This is a genomic window from Paenibacillus sp. FSL R5-0914, from assembly GCF_038004525.1.
Taxonomy (GTDB): Bacteria; Bacillota; Bacilli; order Paenibacillales; family Paenibacillaceae; genus Paenibacillus_AQ.
The window spans coordinates 3,435,313-3,457,387 of sequence record NZ_JBBORH010000001.1 but is presented as its reverse complement, the minus strand read 5'-3'; the positions used below and the strand labels follow the sequence as shown (position 1 = coordinate 3,457,387).

Sequence of the window (22,075 nt, the reverse complement as noted above, 5' to 3'; positions counted from 1 at the left end):
TTACTTCACTCCTAGCTCAGTAGTACGCTTCACAGCTGCCAGAACACTTCTTTGCAGACCTGCTGCGAAATCACTGTTATTTAATTCGTACAAGCCATGCATCCCAACTCCGCCAGGTGAATTATTAATATCTAGCAGTTGTCTTGGATGCAGCCCTGTCTGCTGCAGCATAGCTACCGATCCCATCATATTCTCCAGTGCAACATTCCAGGCTTGCTCACGCGGCAATCCGGCAAGCACACCTGCATCTACAAAAGACTCAATGAAATAATAAATATAGTTGGGGCCAGCCACACCAAATCCAGTGAAAATATCCATTAATGTCTCATCCAGATATTGCACTTTACCAAATCCGAGTAAGAAATGCTCCACTTGATCACGGCTAGCGTAAGCATTTAATGCTACACCGCTATATCCGTAGCCTGTATCCGTCAATGTATTTGGAATGACACGGATAATGGACCTCTCAGCTCCAAAATAACCAGCTAATTGGACATTCGTCACACCTGCCACAATCGATACGATGACTGCGGTAGGTGAAGCGAATTGTTGTACGATTTGTCCAAGTGTAGTTAAATCATCCTGTGGACGCACCGCAACGACAATCAGATCTGCAGTAGATAGGCTTTGCTCCTGTGAGCTCTTCGTATCTATTCCGTATTTGGTACTCAAAAACTGAAGACGAGCTTCATTAATGTCAGATATACTAATTTGATCTACCGACAGGGTGTTGTTGGATATACATGCGCGAATGATCGCTTCCGCCATCTGTCCTCCACCAATAAAATGAATCTTTTCTTGTGTCACTTGCGTTCACTTCCTTACTTAATTGTTGTCCCATGCTTCAGGCAGAATGAAACCATCATATTTCTCTATTCCACGAATATATTCTTCGAACTCTTTAGATTCATAAGCTGCTTTCAAGTCTTTCGCCCACTGTGTATTTTCATACTTTTTATTAACCGATACGATAATTCTGTGTTCCATAGGCGTATTTTCGATTTTCAAGGCATCCGTAATCTTTCTGTCTGAATTAGCAATATAATTCCCGTTTACAACGCCGTAATCAACATCTTGCAGTGAAACTAGGATTTGAGCAGGGTCCAATATTTTAATATCAATGTTATATTTATCCGGTTCCATGCTGTTGATGTTAAAATCAGCTACGCCTGCGCCATCTTTAATCTTGATCCAACCCAATTCTTCCAGGATACGCAGTGCACGCTCTTGGTTCACCGGATCATTCGGAACAGCTACGGTTGTACCATCTTTAACATCGTCAAGTGTAGTATGATTTACGGAATAAAGACCTTGTGGTGCACCAGGCGCATAAGCAATTCCTACCATGTCTGCTTTGATTTCTTTGTTGATTGCCTCCATGTATGCTGTGCTTTGGAAGATACTTGCGTCAATGGAGCCTTCCTTCATCGCAGGATTGACCTGCATGTTTTGCGAAAAGGACTTAATTTCAACGCTATAGCCTTGTTTCTCTAGGATCGGAAGGATCGATTGGCGGAATTGCTCCTCATAGGTTCCCACACCAAATCCAATGGTAAGCTTCTTCTTATCTCCAGAATTATCGGATTGACTATTCCCGCAAGCCGTCAACACCGCTAGAACCCCTATCATCAACACTACTATCAACTTTTTCATAACTTCATCTCCTATTCAAATATAGATTGTTTTAGTTGTGCTAACGCCTCATCCGTCACATTAAGTGGGATAGCGCAATTTGGAGAAAGAATAAAAGGCTGGTCTTTCATTAATGTCAGTGCTTCTTTAGCCTGCTGCTTAATTTGTGCGATATCGTTTACAGCGAACAGCCCATGATCGACGCCACCTACTTTAGTAGCTTTAAGATCCGCCTCTAAACCAGGGTTCCCCTCGGCTACAGTATCCCAGCTGATCCCATCAATTCGATAATCATTAAATTTCTCAGGCTGGGCATAAGCCCCACAAGTATGAAGAATGTTTTTGCCGTAGCTTGCAGCTTCTAAGACAATAGAGTCATAAGGTCTGGAGAACTCGTCAAACATGGCTTCATCAAATAATCCTGGGTGAGCGGTGCCTGTCACAGCGTAGAACAAACCGTCAGAACCCACTTGCTGCAGCTCTTGTACATAATCGGCTAAGGTTAATGAAATCGCATGTAACGCATGGTGCGCTGCCGCACGATGCTCCTTAAATAACGACTCCAAAGTTACCGGATGCTCAATGCCAAACACTGTTTTTGTAACATAAGCAGAACGTCCTACAATAAATAGCAATACAGTCAATGGAGAGAATACCGTTTGGATTAGTGGGGTATCAGGTAGTCCTTGACGAATTTTTCTAACACTCTCTAAGTGTTCTGCCAAGGAAGCTGTATGCACCGCCTTTTTAACTTCGATATCCCATAGATTAACCGCTGATGGAATTGCTGTTGTTTGCTGCCTTGGAAATACAGTCTGATAATCCGTAAAATCATATTGATTGCCCCAAGCTTCCGCCAAATAAGTTGCTCTAGGATTGATCTTGACCCAGTCCCAATCATATTGTTTCGTAAAAGAAATCGTAGTTTGCGCTAAATCATCTGCAGTTTGTTCTTTGTCGATAAAATGCCGCCAACCACTTACAATTGGGCGATCTGCCTTTTCTCCAGATAATATCGCTTTAAATCGATCTTGCTTGCTCCATTCACTCATCTGCCAAACTCCCTCCCGGAATATGTAATGACTAATAACGGCGAATTTTTCTTGCTAGCGTGTTGCCTAAAGATTGAATGCCTTGCACTAAAATAATGAGAATAACAACAGTGGCTACCACGACAACCGTATCAAAACGTTGGTACCCATATACAATCGCCAAGTCGCCGACACCGCCGCCCCCTACCGTTCCAGCCATTGCAGTTGCACCGATCAACCCGATCGTCGCCGTTGTCAAAGACAGAATTAATGATCCAACCGCCTCTGGCAACAAAAAGTACCAAATCACTTGAAATGGCGTAGCCCCCATCGCTTCAGCAGCTTCAAGAATTCCCGGGTTTACTTCAAGCAAGGAGTTCTCTACCAAACGTCCAATATAAGGTGCGATATAGATAATTAAAGGTACGATCGCTGCGCTTGTCCCAATCGAAGTATGAACAATCAAACGAGTGAAAGGTACAATCGCTACAAGTAAAATAATAAAAGGCAGAGAGCGTATAATGTTGATGATCGGATTTAGTACGGCGTAAAGTGCTTTGTTCTCCAAAACCCCACCAGGACGAGTGATTACAAGCAATATCCCAAAGGGTATCCCTATCAAAGAGCCAACAAACAAGGAGACGCCAACCATCTGAATCGTTTCAATAATCGCCTGCAGAAATTGATCACCTGTTAATGTGGTCGAAAACATTAGATTCTACCTCCTCTACACCGACTCCATGACGTTTTAAGAAAGAAAACGCATTGTTAATCTCAGCTGTATCTCCACTGCATTGAATAATTACTGTACCCAGTGTCGTTTCCTGAATCTCGGTCGTGTTCGCAAATAAAATATTGACCTTCATATCGAAGGATCGAATCATCTCGAACAGGATAGGCTCAGAGGCGCTTTCTCCAACAAAATTAAGTTTATAAAGGACACTTCCGGGTTCTGTTTTGATGGATTTTTGGACGCTTGGCGTAATGCTATTTTGAATAACCGTCTTCACAAAATTCTGTGTCGTCTTATGCTTCGGACTACCGAATACATCTAGAACGCTTCCTTGCTCAATAATTCGGCCCTCTTCCATCACCGCCACCTTGTTGCAAATCTCTTGAATGACAGACATTTCATGTGTAATGATCATCACAGTAATGTTGTACTCTGCATTGATTTTTTTTAATAGCTGTAAAATAGAATGTGTTGTCTGTGGATCTAAGGCAGAAGTCGCTTCATCACATAATAGGATGGATGGATTCGAGGCAAGCGCTCTGGCAATCCCGACCCGCTGCTTCTGTCCACCTGACAATTCACTAGGGTAACTCCCTGCTTTGTCACTTAATCCAACAAACTCTAGCAACTCTTGTACACGCTGGCGGATTTCATTCTTATTCTTTTTTAAGAGAACTAGAGGAATCGCTACATTATCAAATACTTTTTTAGATTCTAATAGATTAAAATGTTGAAAAATCATGCCGATATTCTTCTTAGCCGCCCGTAACTCTTTATCGTTATACGTTCCTAAATCACGCCCAGCAACGAAGACCTGTCCTTCTGTAGGTCTTTCCAAATAATTGACTAAACGAATTAATGTACTTTTCCCCGCACCACTATAGCCGATAACGCCAAAGATATCGCCTTTATCGACCTTTAAATCGATCCCTTTAAGCGCATCAATCGTGATTCCTTTCCGAGTGAACGTTTTGGAAACCTGTTTTAGTTCAATCATATACATTCCTCTCAATCATCTTTAGGATTTAGGTCTAGGAGATTAATTAAGCTTTGACTTGTAGCTTCACCAGCGCTTGTTCTGCCAATAAAGCGAAGTACTTCGCAGCGGGTAAAATCGCAGCTTCATCCACATCGAACTGAGGGTGATGTAAAGCATAGGCTGGGCCTGATCCTATATTTACAAAAGCACCCGGTATCTGTTGTAAATAAAAAGAGAAATCTTCTCCTCCCATTTGCGGAGGGATATCATGTACTATATATCCGGCATCTGAAGCGACCTCTTTGGTAAAGTCAGCCCATTCGCCATGATTAATCGTTGCTGGTGGTCCTGGATACCAATGTAGCTTAGCCTCTGCTCCAGCAGCTGCAGCAATCCCTTCAATAATTCGAGTCATTTGGACTGGAATTTGGTGACGGATCTCTTCATTGTAAGTTCGCACCGTACCTTCTAATTCCACTTTTTCCGGCAGGACATTCCATGTGAAGCCCCCATTAATTCTGGTGACACTTAACACCACCGGTTCTGTAGTACTGTTTTGGCGGCTTACGATGGTTTGTAGCGAGGTAATGATCTGAGCCGCAGTGACTATGGAATCCACACCTTTTTCAGGATAAGCAGCATGAGCGCCGACACCTTTTATCGTAATTTCAAACCGATCAACACCTGCTGTTAAAGCTCCTGTTCTTGTTCCAAAAGCTCCTGTAGGCAGGTCTGGTGAATTATGTAAACCGAATATAGCTTCAACACCCTTGAGTCCTCCTGATGCTAAGACACTCTCCGCTCCATGCCCTGTTTCTTCTGCTGGTTGGAACAATACTCTAACCTTGCCAGGCAATTCACTTTCACGTGCCTTTAACAATAAGGCAGCTCCTAGAATCGTAGCCGTGTGAAAATCGTGCCCACAAGCATGCATTTTTCCAGGAATCTCAGAAGCAAAAGGTAATCCGGTCTGTTCCTCTATCGGAAGTGCATCAATATCACAGCGAATAGCTACAACAGGTCCATTACCTTGTCCGATCTCTGCGATAAGTCCGGTTTGTAAAGGAAGGTCTAGAATATGAATATTGGCATGGGTCAGCCATTCCCGTAATTTCTCTGTGGTCTTAAATTCTTCATAAGCTAATTCAGGCTCTCTATGTAGGTTTCTACGAACATCAATTAATTGATTCGCTAATGCTTGATCAACCTCATTAAGTATATTCATAGTAAAGTGCTCCCCTTTCTTTATGCTTCCAACTTTTCTTCAATACCTTTAATCCGGTCAAGTGCAGTAGCTAGACTGCTTAAAATATGATCTCGCATTGCTTTTTCAGCGCCATCTTCATTGTGGTCAGCGATCATTTGCAAGATAAGATCATGTTCTTCATCCGCCTGTGTATTCCAATCTCCATGCATGGAGACGAATCGACAATAGCGAAGGGAATGATCTCTTAATTGATTCAGAACTTTCTCGAATGTTTTTAGTTCACTGATTTCTGATAAATAATCATGGAACTCAAATCCATAGGTTACAAAATTCTGATTGTCGCCAAGTTGGAAGGAGTGTTTCATTTTTGTAATCATCGTCGTTAAATTAACAATATCGTTCTCTGTAGCATGCTTAGCTGCATTTCTTGCGATATAGCCTTCAAGCATGCTGCGAATTTGGAATATTTCTTCAACCTCTTTGAGTGTCACAGAAGCCACCCGCAGTCTTCCATTTGGCTGTCGAATGAGAAAATCCTCGTTCTCCAATCTCTGTATTGCCTCTCTTAGTGGAGTACGACTAACCCCTAGTAACGCTGCCAAATTTTCTTCATGTACAGGTTGATTCGGCTCTAATTCACTATCAATAATTTTTTGTTTTAATGCATCATAGGTATTATCCTTTGACAACCTCCGTGATCGTATCGCCATATTTATGTAGCTCCTCATCGATAATCTGTCGGGCAAGAGCCTCAACAATATATTTGTATAATTGTATACAATTATTAGTTTTGAATTGATTCGTTCAATCTTTTTTTATACTATATTCCAATTAATCCACCTAGTCAAGTAGGATTTAGAGGAATAATGTATTTATCTTCAATATCAAAAAAAACTCTACAACCACAAGGGTCGTAGAGCTTTTTTTGATGATTTTTTAGAAATTGAATTAAATTAAAATTTAATAATCCCTGAAGTATGAAGCAATACCAAGAACACCAGAATCGGCGCAACATACCGGAGCATAAATAACCAAACGCGGAACCAACCTGCCTTAAGCCCAGCCGCTTCTGCTGCCCCTTTCCAGAAATAACCGGCAAAGATGGTAACCAACAGACCGCCTAGTGGCAACATAATGTTAGAAGTTACAAAATCCACCCAATCGAACAACGCTTTGCCGCCAAACGATAGCTCAGGGACCATTCCCAGTGACATCGCCGAAGGAATACTGAGGAGGAAACATACTAATGACAAAATCCAAACTGAACGTTTCCGGCTCCAATTCCAGCGCTCCATCGCGAAAGATACAGGCACCTCAAGCAGAGATACGGCAGAAGTTAAAGCGGCAATCGCCAGCAAGATAAAGAACAAACCACCAAAGAATGCACCAAATGGCATTGCTGAGAAAGCTGCTGGCAAAGCAATGAAAATTAGCGAAGGACCTTGATCAGGAGCAATGCCAAATGAGAATGTCGTCGGAAAAATAATCAATCCTGCGATAAACGCATATAACAAATCTCCTGCCCCGACTGCGAGTGCAGCAGTTCCTAGCGATTGTTTTTTATCCACATAAGAGCCGTAAGTCAGGAGAATTCCCATCCCAAGCGACAATGAAAAGAAAGCATGTCCCAATGCGACTAGCGCAGATTCCGCCGTCAGCACCGAAAAGTCTGGTTTTAGGAAAAAGGCTACTCCTTCGTTTGCACCTGGTAAGGTAACCGCACGAATCATCAATACAATTAGGAGAACAACCAGACCAGGAATCAATACCTTATTAAATTTCTCGATCCCGCCTGATACTCCAAGAATAACAACACCCGCCGTTATAAGGATTGCTATCCCCTGCCAAACAATTGGCATAGGTCCAGATATAAAGGAGCTGAATTCACCTGCATAATTACTGGAACTGAACAATTGTCCATTGAAGGCAATCATTGCGTAGTTCAACGTCCATCCTGCAACAATGATATAAAAGGAAAGAATTAAAAATGGTGCAAGGACTTGCAGAAATCCGACTGCCATCCAGTTCTTCCCGCCTCCGGCTCGTACAAATGCAGTAGCCGCGCTTCCACGTCCGCTACGACCGATGGCCAACTCTGCCAACAATACGGGTAAACCGATCAACACTAAACATACAATGAAAAGAAGGAAGAAAGCCGCTCCCCCATTTTCCCCAGTGATATAAGGAAATTTCCACATGTTCCCCAGTCCTACTGAGCTCCCGATAGCTGCGAAAATAAAGCCGGCGGAAGAGAACCGCTCCTTCTTCTCTGTGAGAAGATTTTTTTCACCTTTAAATTGATTCATTCTTATGCCCCGTTTTCTTTTTTTCTTTTTTAGACCTCATTATAGCCTATGTTAGCTTGATCGTCATATGAAAATTTTCTGAATATTTTTATTGTTTTCAATAATTATCCAGTTTAGCCATGAAATCCATCTAAATAAAAAAAGAGCTACGGTTCTAGTCTTGGACTAGAACCGTAGCTCCTTCTTCAAACTCTTTTTCTAAAAAGAGATTATTCTTTTACAGCACCTACCACAATCCCAGTTACAAAGAAACGTTGCAGGAAAGGATAAACCAATAGAATTGGCAAAGCACTTATAAAAATCTGCGAGGCCCGGATGGTTCGTTGTGATAAATTAGCAACGGCTGCCGGATCAAGCTTAGACATATCTGCTTGAACGATAATCGTCTGCATAAACGTCGCTAGCGGAAGCTTGTCTGCATCTCTGATATAAATAATACCGTCAAAATAAGCGTTCCAGTGTCCTACCATAAGGAATAGAGAGACGGTTGCAATAACAGGTAAGGAGACCGGTAAATATATTTTCACAAAGGTCTGAAAGTGTCCTGCCCCATCAATAAAAGCTGCTTCCTCAAGATCTTTAGGTACGGTACGGAAGAAATTCAGAAGTAAAATGATGTTAAATACAGCAACTAATCCAGGAAGAATAAGTGCCATCAATGAATTCATAAGACCAAGCTTCAGAATTAGAATGTAACCCGGTATCAGACCACCGCTGAACAGCATGGTGACAACAAAATACCAAAGATAGACGTTTCTAGCACGAAAGACTCTTGTTTCCTTAGACAGCGCATAAGCTGCAACCGTATTCACCACCAGCGCAAGTCCTGTTCCGAGTATTGTCCGTTCCACAGACACCCACAAGGAATTAAGGAAATTGACATTATTAAACGTCTTTGCATAGGCTTCAAAGGTAAAGCCAATCGGCCAGAATGTGACTAATCCAGCATTAGCAGGTGCGGATGCACTAAGAGATACCATGAGTAAGTGGTACAAAGGTAGCAGGCAGAGCACGGAAAGGATAGTCAAGCACACATTATTGATTATACTGAATATTCGATATGGAATTGTTTTATGGTACATCAGTTGTCATCCTTTCTAGAAAATTCTGTACCCTGCAAATCTATAAGCAAGTCGGTAAGAGACTACGATTAAGACTAAGCTAATTAACGATTTGAATAGATTAACTGCGGTTGCGAAACTGAACTGTCCGCTTAGTAGACCTTCTCTATACACGAAGGTATCAATGATATCTCCCTGCTGATAGATCAATGGACTGTACAAGTTAAAGATCTGGTCAAAGTTTGCGTTGAGCACATTACCCAGTGCCAAGGTGGCGATTACGATAGCGATTGGGATTAACGCAGGAATTGTGATATACATCGTTTGTTTCCAACGCCCCGCCCCATCCACTTCAGCAGCTTCATAAAGTGATGGATTGATACCCGAAAGTGCCGCTAAAAAGATAATCGTATTGAAACCAAACTCTTTCCAAACATCACTAGCAATGATAGTGAACCTGAACCAGTTGCCGTCTCCTAGGAAGAAAATCGGCTTGATGCCAAATACAGATGTGAGGAATTGATTGACAATACCTGTCTGAGCAAGGATATCAATGAGAATCCCTGAAAGTGTAACCCAAGACAGAAAGTGCGGAAGATAAACGAGTGTTTGAATAGTTCTTTTAAGGCCCATTCTTCTTACCTCATTAAGCAATAAGGCGAAGATAAACGGAATAATCAAGTTCAAAACAATTTTGGAGCAAGCAAAAAATAACGTATTCCACGTAATGGACAGGAAATAATCATTCTCCCACATGTACCTGAAATGCTTAAGTCCGACCCACTCGGAATCAAAAAAACCTAGTGCAGGTTTATAGTCTTGAAATGCCATAAGAATTCCGGACATCGGAATATAAGAAAAAATAAAAACCATGATTGCCGCTGGCAACACCATAAAATGGAGAATCCATGGTTGATTAAAGCCTTTTTTTCTTTTTTTACTCGGCTGACTTTCTAGGCTCGCCTGTGGTATCGAGTTAACCTCCATATTAGCCTCCATAGCTCTCTCCTGTTCCCAAAAAAAATATTTTGTGTGTGATGGGGATCTCTGCTATAAATAGTATCAGGCGTTTCTCAGGTTTGACTATATAACATTGTTAGGCTTGATAGGGTTTTATTAGGACAACATCTGGAGGGGCATTTATGAATTTATGGAAGCGCTTTACAATACTTAGAGGAAACTTACAATCTCGATTTAGTCTGTTTGCCAAAATAAACAGCTTGATCATACTCCTATTCATTCCCATCATTATCATGTATACCTTTTCAAATAACGTCACCTTCGAGGTTGTAGGCAAAGAGTTGCAGACGTCCAATACGAAACAACTCACTTTTTTATCCAATCAGATCGATTCTCGAATTAATCAGATGATGGACTTCACCCTTATTCTTTCAAGAGATCCCAATGTCAGGGCATTCAATGGACTAAATGTATGGGAAGATCGATATGATCAGATGCAGACCAGATATATCCTCCAGGAAAAGATGGTGCTTCAAGCTGGGGTTACAGATATTTGGCCGACCAGATACGCCGTTCATTCACAGCAGAATAAAGATGTCATCGCCAATTACGACAGACCCATCGGGTATGATGAGGATTATTTAAAAGCAAATATGAGCGGAAGATGGACGTATGGTGATCATGGTGTGGAATCTCAAGGCGATTTAAAATCCTTTTACTGGTTCTTAACGGATTCCTTAGCTCAGCCGGGGACGTTAACAGGAAGTAGCCTAGTCATTGAAGCCAGCTTCAGTTATACGAACATTCAGAACATGCTCGATTCGTACAAAGCAGGTGGGCAAGGCGATCCGTTCTTCTATCACAAAGGGGAGAAACCGATCCTCAACCGTAGCGCGGACAAGCAGCTATCCGACGAACTAGTTAATTACCTGGATAATCACTCTCCGGAGAATACAACTCAGGATGTAGTGAAACTAAATGGGAAGAACTATTTGGTCAGTTCTGTGAAATCAGCCTCTTTGGATTGGCATTTAGTAGATGTTGTCCCCCTTTATCAAATTCTCAAACCGATTTCTCTTAGTCGAGATTTATTCTATATCACAATGATTCTGCTGTTTGTTGTGGGAGTATCCTCTTCCATTCTGCTGTATAGAAACGTTCAATATCCGATTAAAAAACTAGTCAGTGGTTTACAGCGCGTACAGCAAGGTGATTACTCCGTACGGCTTCATAGCAATGAGCAAAATGAGTTTTCGTTTCTGTTCCGTCGTTTTAACGATATGTCCCATCAAATTCAAGACCTGATAGAAAATGTATTTAATGAAAAGATCCGTGCTCGAGAAGCTACCCTGAAGCAGCTCCAAGCACAAATTAACCCGCATTTTCTCTATAACTGTCTTGGTTATATTATCAATATGGCCCAGATGAAAGATGAGGACGCTGTCGTCTCAATGGCTTATAATCTAAGTGCTTACTATCGTTATACCACCCGGATGGAACGGGAGACGGCTTCTTTGGAGGAAGAAATCAAGCTCTTAGTCAACTATTTAGATATCCAGAAACTGCGTAATGGCAGAATTGATTATCATATTGATATTCCTGAGGATATGCTTAGCCAATCTGTACCTCGCCTAATGCTTCAACCTATGGTGGAGAATTCTGTGATTCATGGAGTAGCGAAGTCCTATTCATCAGGTGAGATCAAGATTAGTGGTGAGAAGTCAAACGGCTTCTGTAGAATTTATATCGATGACGATGGTCCTGGCCTGAATCCGGATCAGCTAGAAGCATTAAACCGTAAAATGCAGGAGCCTTTGCAGGAGGAAATGGGTTGTGGTCTTTGGAATACAAATCAGCGGATCATTCACCTGTTCGGCAATCATTCAAGTCTTACCTTCAAGCCATCCCCTCTCGGTGGATTCCGAACAGAAATTATCTGGGAAATCCCAACTGAGGATGATAGTTATAAATTAAAGGAACATCAAGGAGACTAACAACATGCAGATGATCATAGTAGACGACGAAGCACACTGGGTAGATAATCTTTCCATGACTAAACCCTGGCATACGCTAGGAATTGAACATGTGCATAAAGCTTATTCCGCACGTGAAGCGCTACAAATTATCGATACGCATCCCATTGATATAGTAATCTCAGATATTCAAATGCCAGAAATGACGGGAATCGAATTGATAGAGCGGATAAGAAAACATAACAAAAAAATTAAATGTATTATATTATCCGGCCATTCAGAATTCGATTATGCCAAAAAAGCACTTCAGAACAAGACCGTGGATTACTTGCTTAAACCGCCGACTGATGATGAATTACTCGGAGCAGTCAAAAATGCGATCAATCAATTGAATGCTGAATGGGAGCTTATAAGTTCTCTTAAACGAACCCAGTTTACCCTCCGGGAGAACCTCCCTGTTTTACGGGGGCGCTTGCTACTGGATGCTTTACAAGGTCATCGTTTTCAAGCCGGTGAATGGGAACGGAAGCTCGTGAGTTACGATCTGCCCTTCCAATCCGGAGAATCCGCATTGATGCTGGTACGAATGGAAGAAGAATTCAGAGAATTTGATAATACCGATCAAACCTTGATTGAATATGCGATTATTAATATGGCTGAAGAGATTATGGGAGAATTTATGGAAGTCTGGGGCGTTAAAGAGGAACATGGATATCTTGTGTTTCTGCTCCAGCTTAAAGAACAAGGAACTGACCTTGGAAAAGAATCCATATTAGAGAAGCTTTCTTTACAACTTCAATATAAGGTCAAGCAATTTCTGAAAGGCTCACTATCCATTGTAATCACGGAGTGGTTCAAGTTTCCTGAGCAGTTGTCGAATCGTTTTCATCAGGCCTCCTCCTCTTTCCGCCAAATTGTCGGAGATGAGCGAGAATTCATTATGCGGGTCAGTGACTTGGGGCTTCCCTCAGCACAAGGACCTTTAGACGCTCTTTATACCCCACCCTCTTTGATTCATCTACTGGAGAGTGGACATTGGGATGCGGCCGAAGAGAAATTGCTTGCCGTCTGTGCGGAACTGGATGAGAAATGGTCTGAATCCTGGGAGCATTGCATGGAGGCTGGCTTTTTAATTACTGCTTCTTTCACGAATCTTGCACATCGCAATGGTCATACGCTAGCAAACTTAATGGGGACCGATATAGAAGCGTTGCAAAGTGGGGATGCTTTTACCAGCATTAGTAAACTAAGAAAATGGTCGCTAAGTGTTCTAGCCAATCTAAAAGAAGGCACATCCAACGAAATCAAAGACATACGTTCCGAGTATGTAAAGAAAATTCAAGATTATACGGATAAGAACTTGCATGATGATGTATCATTACGTGTTCTGGCTGACCATGTAAATCTCCATCCGACCCATTTATCAAAAATTTATAAGATTGAAACAGGTGAAGGCATTAGCGATTATATCTCGCGCTTGCGGATGGATCGTGCCTGTCATAAGCTGAAGACCACCAATAAAAAAGTCTATGAAATCAGCATGGAAATTGGATATATGGACCCTGCTTATTTTATCAAAGTATTCAAACGGCAGTTTGGGGTAACGCCGCAGGAATATAGAGATACTAACAAATAACATGATAGAGTCCTATCGAAACTAAAAATCTCATATAGATGACATCCCCGACAAGTTGTTAAAGTTACACTTGTAAAGATCATACACAGTAGGGGGAATTGAAGAATGATCAAGTTCAAGAAAATGTGGTCGCTTCTCACGGTCACAGCACTTATCACTCTCACAGCATGTGGCAGTAGCGGCACATCTAATGAGAATGCCAAAAATGGTAACGCTACCAATAATACCCAATCCGAAGCAGATGCTGCTTTCGCAAAAGGCAAATACGATCCACCGATCGAGTTCAGTGCCGTATTGATGCCTAAGAAGTATGTTCAAGGTGATACCAAAGAAAACAACGTTCACGATCGCTGGATGCTTGAAACATTGGGTATGAAGCATAAAGATACTTGGTATCCTGCAAATGACGATCAATACAGACAAAAGCTTCAACTTGCCATTGCTTCCGGCGAAAAGCTTCCTGATTTCGTTTTTGCACCAACTAACGCAGTATTGACCAATCAGCTTATTGATTCCGGTCAGTTCATCGCTATCGATGAGTTGTTTGATAAGTATGCAAACAAAATTTTAAAAGATCACGTTGCAGCACATCCAGAACTTTGGTACCCATTCACTAAAGACGGTAAGAAATATAATCTGCCGATCCTTGAATATACCGACAATGATGATACGCTCTTGTGGTTACGTGAAGATTGGATGGAAAAGCTGAAGCTGGAAGCGCCTAAGACCATCGCCGATCTTGAGAACATCATGGACAAATTTAAGAACGAAAACCCTGATGGCTTAGCGCCTAAAGATGTGTACCCGCTTGCAATTTCTTTGAAAAACAACACAAATACCTGGATGGGCCAACTAGACTGGTTATTCGGGGCATACGGTACAATTGAGGAACAATGGAACAAAGATAAAGATGGCAATCTTGAATATGGTTCCATTAACCCAGGTGCTAAGCAAGCACTCGCAAAGCTTAGCGAATGGATGGATAAAGGATATATTCACACGGACTCCGCCCTTTGGGATGAAGGTAAATCCGCTGAGAGCTTCACGAAAGGTGCAGCTGGTATTCTGCCAGGCGCCAACTGGGTTCCAGACTGGCCAGCTCCCGATCTTATGAAGAATGTACCTGGAGCGAAGATTAAAGGTTATCCGGTTCCAGCAGGACCAGATGGTTTGATTGGAACCAAATGGCAGAATTCCGGTGTAAATGCTAGTATCATGATTAACAAGGATGCTAAGCACCCAGAAGCTATTTTCTTGTACTATAACTACTTGCTTGATAACTTAGCTAACCCTGCTGCAGGCAGTCAATATGAATATGGCTTTGCTAAAGGTTACGACTGGGATATGATTGATGGAGAACCAACAAGTGATAAAGACAAGATTAAAGACTTCTCCAATGAGTTCCCATTCTTAACAGGTCCGGCCCGTATTCCTGATCTGTTTATGAAGACTTTGGTTAAACTTGCTGACGGCGAGACACCTGTAACACCTTATGAAAAACAAATGGCAGAGTTCCGTAAACCAGAAAACTGGGCGGCAGGAAAAGTGGTTATGTCACAACTAGACGTTCGTAAACAAAACTACTTTACTGGTGCTGCTACACCAACGATGGTTTCCAAATGGAACCTGCTTCGTCAGTCCGAAATGGAAACTTTCAACAAAATTATTTACGGCAAACTGCCAGTAGATTCCTTTGACCAATTCGTTGCCAATTGGAAATCCAATGGCGGTGACCAAATCACTAAAGAAGTTAACGAATGGTTCAAGTCTGTTTCCGCGCAATAAGCTTTAACAAATATAGAAACAAGCCGGAGCGTGATTCATTCGCTCCGGCTTATTTTTGTATAAACCGTATTAACTTTCAATCTCTAATCTACATTTATTTCTTCAGTATAATCTTATAATCCTTTTCCAGATATTTATGAATCCGCTCAAAATCAGCAGGATTTAGATCCGCTAATCGCTTACTCTCCTTACCAAGGATAATCCCGATGGTCTGTGCCGCCAGAGCTGTCGTTGGCATGATACGGGCGCTACCGTAAGCCTTAATATTAGCTCCTACATTTTTTCCTACTACTAGAACATTGTCATACGATTTCAATTCAAAAGAGCGTAAAGGCAATCCATAACGGTCCGGTTTACCAAAGCCAATTCCGGTAGGAATCGTTTTAGTTCCTTGAAGATCGATGGAATAACCGCCAATACTGACATTATCCCAGAACATCGTCCCATTCATTAGATCAGAATATTCAAGCACATAATTAGTCTCATGACGGTTATAATCGCGAATATAAAGATACTCAGGAAATCCATTAAGCTCTGCTTTAGAGAATCCAGGTATATTGCTGCGTAAAAAAGCTAATATACTAGGGGCTGCGGCTCGAGCCTTTGTAATCGCAGATTGAACAGACTTCGGATCAGCAGGATTCACGTTATAAATAAGGAGTCCGTTTATAATAACCTGTCCATTTTTCTGGTACGTTGCATTCAGTCCACGAAGCTTAAGATCACTGTTATCCGCTTTGTACTTATTGGTAATATTGCTGAACCCTGTGGCGAAATTCCAATCGACGTAGGTGTTAGGGCCATATTTGTTACGAACATTTGTTAATGGATAATCTTCCAGAATGGCTTGATGCAGTCGGTTCCAGTCTACATTTTTGAAATTCAACATATAAGTGGCCGCCATATAATCCGCTTGTTTCCCCTTATAAATGCTCTCCATACCTGGAATTCGTTTAACCTGCAAGTGGCTGCTAAGCGCATTAAAATCTGTATTTTCAACCCAGTATTTAGACTGTATAGTAGTTTGGGTGCCATCCTTTGTATGATATGTAAGAGTCTTTAGTGCCTTATCTTTATTTGATGGAACAGTAGCAACGGCATCAATGACAATTCCACTTTTTAAAGGAATCCCTTTAATTACTTTGTTGAAATATTTCTCGAAATCTTCCTTTTTACGTATAGATCCAGCCTTATAAGCTGTGAACAGATTTTTAATCTCCCCTTGCACGAGACTTCGCTTCTTATTGTCGTTCACATCATCCAGAAAAAACATCTGCCCTTGAATCAATTCACCGCCTGGCTTACTTCGAGGATCTAAAATCATCACTTTTAAACCCAAGTTCTTGGCCTCTCTGGCCAGTAAAACACCTTGAATCTCGCTGCCAATGACAACAACATCATAACTTGCTGCTGTAGTTGGAACGCTTGTCTGAGCTACCGCTACTTGTGGATCTAAGCTTCCAAAAGCCATAAAAAATGCCATAATCAGAAGACCAAATACAAAATAACCTTTTTTTCTCTCTTTTAGCATCTTATAATAATTCTCCCTGTTTTTTATTGAAAGCATCCCATTATCTATCGGCTTCTTCATTTGTTTTAATGAGCTTACTCGGTGTTTTAAAAAAGTAGATAATCGAAAGCATATGCATGATTCCCTCTGGTAAAATAGAATAAAATGAGGTCATGAATAAAGGTGGGGTTGAAGTTGAAGCTTGTGCCTAACTATATCACGCTTAGCAGAATCATTTTGGCAATAATGCTGTTATTCTTCAAGCCGCTAAGTTCGGTCTTCCTCGTAATTTATGTCCTTTGTGGGATCACCGATCTGATAGATGGACCTATTGCTAGAAAGACGAACACAACAAGTAGTCTTGGTGCAAAGCTAGATTCTTTAGCCGACACAATACTGATAGCTGTCTCTTTATTTACATTGTATCCGTTTCTCGGACTTACGCATGTAATCATCTTGTGGATCTTCTTGATTGGGGGCATCCGTATAACATCAATTGGGATTGCCCTTCGCAGATTCAAAACTTACGCAAGCACTCACACCTATGGCAATAAGTTCACCGGGTTCCTCTTATTTGTTACTCCTCTATGGCTTTCCTTCATTCATTCCACCATTTGGACTGTCTTTGTATGTATCATTGCAACCTTATCTGCTGTGGAGGAATTCATCCTCCAAATCACATCAAAAGAATTGCAGGTGGACCGAAAAGGATTGTTTATTAGGAATTGATTTTCTACTCAAAAAAGAGATAACTCCAAGGAGTTACCTCTTGATTTAAACTCCTATTTTTACTTCCTTATGCCAGATCGAGTAGCTCACCCTCCAACAACAATTGCCCAAAATCAAATTCTAGGAGAGATTCAACTCTTCATTCATAAGGTGGAAAGTCCAGCTCTCTAGTCACTTCATTCGGAACAATAATACAACGAATTCCTGTAGCATTGGCTGCTTTCAAGCCATTAGGTGAATCTTCGAACGCGATGGTTTCGTTTGGGCTTACGCCTAATTGCTGCATCGCCGGCTTATATAGTTCCGGGTCTAGCTTTACACATTTGACATCATCAGATGTAACTCCTGCATCAAATAGCGGAACTCTTCAAAGTTTGTGCCCACATTCCGTGCCCAAAGCAACAACGGCAAGTCCAGTCCGTACGCAAAATAAGCTTCTTTGAATACGTAATACCATGGCGTTTCCGTATCAAGCACTAAACCATCAAAGTCAGATAACTGCTTTCATAGAATCCCTCGCTTCATTGGATTGGTTAGAAGCGGCTTTCCCCCTTCGATTCCGACAAACTCAAATAGTCGAATTTCACTGAGCAGCCTTCACCTTGGGGAGATTGTGCGACAACACCTGCTACGCATTCAGCACCTTCCTTCATTCCAAAATATCGGATCAGTGTCCAATTCGCTCCGTCCTCTGAATAGGAGAAGGTAACACAATGATTTTGTTTGGTAATACGCAAATACGGATTGTCTACAGCAACTTGTACGGAGTTACAATCATCTGACATCCCTTCCCTTGTCACCACAGACACGATTATGGGATACTGTCCGTCAAACTCAAAGCAAATTTTGGCCCAGTTATAATGGTCCAGCATAAACATGAGGCAGCCTGAATCATATTTATGCCGCATATCGACACTAATTCTGGTCGTCATTTCAAAGGAAGTACCCACAGGGATGGATAAGAATGGCGCTGAACTTGCGAAATGTTTACCTGCCGGGTCTTGGAAAAAATCCGATTTAGGTGGTGCAATTATTGTAAGCTCATCTAAGTCTGTAAACTCCCAACGCTCGGGGCAATTCATCCAGCTCAGTTGTTCTCTTGTCTCTTTTACAAATAAGTTATTAGTCATTCTAATTCTCCTATCATGAATGGTTTTTTGATCACAAATTTTCCTTTCTCTGTAATAATGGCAGGTAGCTTTTATTTTTACAATCAATGATGCAACAATAGTGAAATATTCACATAATTTTCTAAAGAAACACCAAAAAGGGATAACTCCAAGGAGTTCCCCCATGATCACAATCAATCCTTATCAGGAATGATAAATGACACCGTAGTTCCCAAACCAGGGATACTTTGAATTTGCAAGCCACGTCCATATAGTTGTGTCAATCTTCTATCCGTATTAAGCAGCCCAATACCTTGATTCTTATAGCCATTCGGATTTAACAGCATGCTGACTTGTGCTTCGTCCATTCCCAACCCTGTGTCTACAATGTTAAAATGGACAGCATCCGCACGTGTCTCAATGTGAATGCGCAGTGTTCCACCTTTAGCCCGACTTAAAACGCCATGTCGAACAGCATTCTCAACTAGTGGTTGAATCGTAAGCGGAGGCATCAACATTTCAAGATTTGCATCTACTTCCCATTCCACAAGGAGTCTCTCTTCAAAACGTTGCTGCTGGATATATATATAATTCTCCACCAGTTTAAGCTCCTGTGACAGCGTAACGAGCTTGCCTGCATTTAAGAAGTCAAAACTTATGCGCAAATAAGTTGTGAATGCATCTGATAGCTCTCTCATTTTGGCAGTGTCAAAGTCACTTAAGGACATGATCGAATTCAGTGTATTGAAGAGAAAGTGTGGATGGATCTGCGCTTGTAAATAAGCCCCCTCCATCCTCAACCGATCATTGACCGCTCGCTTCATAGATGAAAGGGACAAGGCTCGATACTTCAATTCCATCGCATCTACCGGTTTGGTGACATAATCATTTGCTCCAGCCAAGAAGCCCGCATAGACATCCTCCCGCTCACTACGAGCAGTCAGTAGTATAATAGGTAATTCATACATCGTGAACCGCTCACGAATCAATCTTGTCAATTCATAACCAGACATGCCCGGCATCATCACATCAGTGATGATCAGATCAAATCGATCATGGTTTAACTTATCCAGCGCTTCCCGTGCAGAAGTCGCAGTAACCATCTGATAGGTTCCATCTGACAAAATATTTTGTAAAACTTTTAGATTGACCGAATCATCGTCAACTGCCAGAACACGTATAATATCAGAGTCTGAATCAACCATAGAGAGTGGCTCTACTTCCTTCGTGGAATATGTGGCAGCTACCATAGTAGATGTCTCAGCTGTTATCCATGCGCTGAATGGTGATAATGTTATCGTATCCTTTTCTAGTTGAACATCCGAAATAGATGATTGAACACGCTCATCTACTACGGGTAATTTGAAGCTGAACTTACTCCCCTGACCCGGCTGCGATTGCAGCAATAATTCACTCCCGTGCAGCTCGACCAGTTCCTTGCAGATGCTAAGTCCCAGTCCAATACCACCTTCCCCGTAAGCCCCTTGTTCATAGCGCATAAAGACACGTTTCTTCAATGCCTCATCCATACCTATTCCTGTATCCGTAACATGTATCCATACATCCCTACCCACTTGTTCAGCGACCAGTTCAACCTTACCCTGTTCGGTATACTTAAGTGCATTATGAACAAGATTTATCAGAATCTGTACCAATCGCTCCTCATCAGCATGTACACGCGGCAAATCCTCATTAATATGCATGCTAAGCTCCACCTTTGTTCCACCGGTAAGGAAGCGTAACATATCCAGCACGCCCTCAGCCAAGGAGCTTACATGCACTGCTTTTATATTCATCACAATCCGTTTATCCTGCAATCTCACCACATCAAGCAAATCATTCAGCATGAGCGACATCCGCCGACTAACCATAATTAGCAGTTCCATATCACGTTGACTCTCTTCATCCAGCACATGTTTTTTCCTCGTTAACACGCTCTGGGCAATATTCATAATTCCATGTAGGGGAGTCCGTAGTTCATGTGACGTATTCGCCAGAAAACGGTCTTTTAATTTATTCGTCTCTGCCAATTGAGCGTTTAATAACACATTCTGATGGGACTGATTAAAGTATCTTCTAAACCAATAGGCAGAAAAAGTGGCTAGTGCAGCAATTAAATCTACCGGATAAAACATAAATTGCGAGGTTCCTACGTAATAAACAGACGCCCATAGTATATTGTTAATCACAGCAAGCACTGAACATAATAAAAATAGTGCACCCTCAGCTCGAATGGATACCATCTTTATAAAATAATAAGCCGTCCAACATACTGGAACGTAATACAGGATCATATAGACCCCTTTTTCGATTGAATATAGCACTGTCTCTTCTGGACCAAAGATTATAAATAGTGTAAAAACGAGGAGTGAGAAGATGTAACTATAAAAGGCCTTGCCTTTCCGCAGATTCCCATAAAGCTCTCTACCCATCAGGAACAGGAACAAGCAGAACCCTATATACGAAAGAACCTTTAGCTTCAACGTCCAGGCAAAATCAACCTGAAGAAACCGGAACAATAGTCCATTATGTTCAACCCCAATGGATACAGCCGCTGCAACCATCATCGAGAAGAAAATAATCAACTCTGTTTTTCGCACATCCATCAAATAGATGATCAATAAATACAGCCCATGTAGTAGAAGCAGTACCCCTACGATTAGCTGCAAGCCGATGGAATTCCAGTAGACTGTATCTATCTCATGTTGAATGCCAAACTCTACAGACCTAACAATGCCTCCTTTTAACGGAGACTCATAATTTGATGCCCGAACAAACAGATCCATTTGTTTCTGATCTATCGATGTATAACTGATCAGGAATGACTTGGTGACAGAAACATGGCCTTCTTTCTCATCAGATAACACACCAAACCGTGAGAGAACTGTTCCATTAATCTCCACTTCAGATGCAGTATAGATAGATTGGAACCAAAAGCTAAGTGGCTCAGATAAGGGTTGATCCAGCAGAATTCGCAAATGATAAGTTCCGTATCCATATGCCTTTTTTTGCTCTTCAGGCTTAAATATAGCATTCCAGTTACCCGGTACCTGAAGCATCTGCCCCTTCGTAGCGTTGTCGATATTGGTAGCATTCACCCATTGTTCAGGATAAAATTCCCATTCACCATCCAGCGGAAAGGTGCTTAGTGATTCAATGTCCACCCCACGTAAATCTAACACGCCTTGCTTCACAGCAGGAGGATTGGATAACGAAAAATGATTATACCAGCCCCAACGTACAATAATTAAAATACTGATAAATACTACTATGTATAACATATGACTTAACTTAATTTTATTCTCCGAAGTTCTCATGTACGCCTCATTCTTCGATAAATTTAATAGTGCTATATTCCCATCTTCCGCTATTGAATATTATAGTCTGATTATACTATATTATGAGGTTTCTAGAGGTGGGTAAT

At 41.5% G+C, this 22,075-nt stretch carries 17 protein-coding genes and 1 pseudogene; 4 read left to right on the top strand and 14 right to left on the bottom strand.

Features of this window, described 5'->3' with window-relative positions:
* The 10 genes from proC to MKX60_RS15200 form a co-directional block, all read right to left on the bottom strand.
* Positions 1-807, bottom strand: coding sequence for a pyrroline-5-carboxylate reductase (gene proC / locus MKX60_RS15245; protein ID WP_076285376.1), 807 nt, complete (start codon positions 805-807; stop codon positions 1-3).
* A gap of 18 nt (positions 808-825) precedes the next feature.
* Positions 826-1,653 (bottom strand): MetQ/NlpA family ABC transporter substrate-binding protein, encoded by an 828-nt coding sequence (locus tag MKX60_RS15240; RefSeq protein ID WP_076285375.1) that lies wholly within the window; start codon positions 1,651-1,653, stop codon positions 826-828.
* Positions 1,654-1,664: 11 nt separating this feature from the next.
* A complete protein-coding gene (locus tag MKX60_RS15235) occupies positions 1,665-2,684 on the bottom strand; it encodes a uroporphyrinogen decarboxylase family protein (RefSeq protein ID WP_339242198.1) in 1,020 nt (339 codons plus the stop codon).
* 31 nt (positions 2,685-2,715) lie between these two features.
* On the bottom strand, positions 2,716-3,375 hold the full coding sequence (locus MKX60_RS15230) for a methionine ABC transporter permease (protein ID WP_341060225.1): 660 nt from the start codon (positions 3,373-3,375) through the stop codon (positions 2,716-2,718).
* On the bottom strand, positions 3,350-4,393 hold the full coding sequence (locus MKX60_RS15225; protein ID WP_341060224.1) for a methionine ABC transporter ATP-binding protein: 1,044 nt from the start codon (positions 4,391-4,393) through the stop codon (positions 3,350-3,352). The genes MKX60_RS15230 and MKX60_RS15225 overlap by 26 nt, the downstream gene beginning before the upstream one ends.
* 46 nt (positions 4,394-4,439) lie before the next feature.
* Positions 4,440-5,600, bottom strand: coding sequence for an amidohydrolase (locus MKX60_RS15220; RefSeq protein WP_341060223.1), 1,161 nt, complete (start codon positions 5,598-5,600; stop codon positions 4,440-4,442).
* A gap of 20 nt (positions 5,601-5,620) precedes the next feature.
* Complete coding sequence (locus MKX60_RS15215) at positions 5,621-6,292, bottom strand: GntR family transcriptional regulator (RefSeq protein ID WP_042189543.1); 672 nt, start codon at positions 6,290-6,292, stop codon at positions 5,621-5,623.
* 243 nt (positions 6,293-6,535) lie between these two features.
* Complete coding sequence (locus MKX60_RS15210) at positions 6,536-7,888, bottom strand: sodium-dependent transporter (protein ID WP_076285372.1); 1,353 nt, start codon at positions 7,886-7,888, stop codon at positions 6,536-6,538.
* A gap of 209 nt (positions 7,889-8,097) precedes the next feature.
* On the bottom strand, positions 8,098-8,970 hold the full coding sequence (locus MKX60_RS15205) for a carbohydrate ABC transporter permease (protein ID WP_076285371.1): 873 nt from the start codon (positions 8,968-8,970) through the stop codon (positions 8,098-8,100).
* Positions 8,971-8,985: 15 nt separating this feature from the next.
* Positions 8,986-9,936, bottom strand: a complete 951-nt coding sequence (locus MKX60_RS15200) for an ABC transporter permease (RefSeq protein WP_042132288.1) — start codon at positions 9,934-9,936, stop codon at positions 8,986-8,988.
* 155 nt (positions 9,937-10,091) lie between these two features.
* Here MKX60_RS15200 and MKX60_RS15195 point away from each other — a divergent pair, with 155 nt between their 5' ends.
* From MKX60_RS15195 to MKX60_RS15185, 3 genes are all read left to right on the top strand, one after another.
* Positions 10,092-11,903 carry a sensor histidine kinase gene (locus MKX60_RS15195; RefSeq protein ID WP_042189548.1) on the top strand — a complete coding sequence of 604 codons (1,812 nt, stop codon included), beginning with the start codon at positions 10,092-10,094 and terminating at the stop codon, positions 11,901-11,903.
* A 4-nt stretch (positions 11,904-11,907) separates the two neighbouring features.
* The gene (locus MKX60_RS15190) at positions 11,908-13,518 is read left to right on the top strand and encodes a response regulator transcription factor (protein ID WP_076285370.1); all 1,611 of its coding nucleotides are present in this window, start codon (positions 11,908-11,910) and stop codon (positions 13,516-13,518) included.
* Positions 13,519-13,623: 105 nt separating this feature from the next.
* The gene (locus MKX60_RS15185) at positions 13,624-15,303 is read left to right on the top strand and encodes an ABC transporter substrate-binding protein (protein ID WP_076299279.1); all 1,680 of its coding nucleotides are present in this window, start codon (positions 13,624-13,626) and stop codon (positions 15,301-15,303) included.
* Between the two features lie 94 nt (positions 15,304-15,397).
* Here MKX60_RS15185 and MKX60_RS15180 read toward each other — a convergent pair whose 3' ends face one another.
* Positions 15,398-16,834 carry an FAD-dependent oxidoreductase gene (locus MKX60_RS15180; protein WP_341060222.1) on the bottom strand — a complete coding sequence of 479 codons (1,437 nt, stop codon included), beginning with the start codon at positions 16,832-16,834 and terminating at the stop codon, positions 15,398-15,400.
* Between the two features lie 183 nt (positions 16,835-17,017).
* Here MKX60_RS15180 and MKX60_RS15175 point away from each other — a divergent pair, with 183 nt between their 5' ends.
* A complete protein-coding gene (locus MKX60_RS15175) occupies positions 17,018-17,542 on the top strand; it encodes a CDP-alcohol phosphatidyltransferase family protein (RefSeq protein ID WP_341060314.1) in 525 nt (174 codons plus the stop codon).
* Positions 17,543-17,681: 139 nt separating this feature from the next.
* Here the strand turns inward: MKX60_RS15175 and MKX60_RS15170 are convergent.
* From MKX60_RS15170 to MKX60_RS15160, 3 genes and pseudogenes are all read right to left on the bottom strand, one after another.
* Positions 17,682-17,840, bottom strand: a pseudogene (locus MKX60_RS15170) (HAD-IA family hydrolase); the annotation flags it as partial.
* A gap of 235 nt (positions 17,841-18,075) precedes the next feature.
* A complete protein-coding gene (locus tag MKX60_RS15165) occupies positions 18,076-18,672 on the bottom strand; it encodes a DUF1349 domain-containing protein (RefSeq protein ID WP_341060221.1) in 597 nt (198 codons plus the stop codon).
* 173 nt (positions 18,673-18,845) lie between these two features.
* Positions 18,846-21,968: an ATP-binding protein gene (locus MKX60_RS15160; RefSeq protein WP_341060220.1), complete on the bottom strand. Its 3,123-nt coding sequence runs from the start codon at positions 21,966-21,968 to the stop codon at positions 18,846-18,848.
* Between the last annotated feature and the right edge of the window lie 107 nt (positions 21,969-22,075).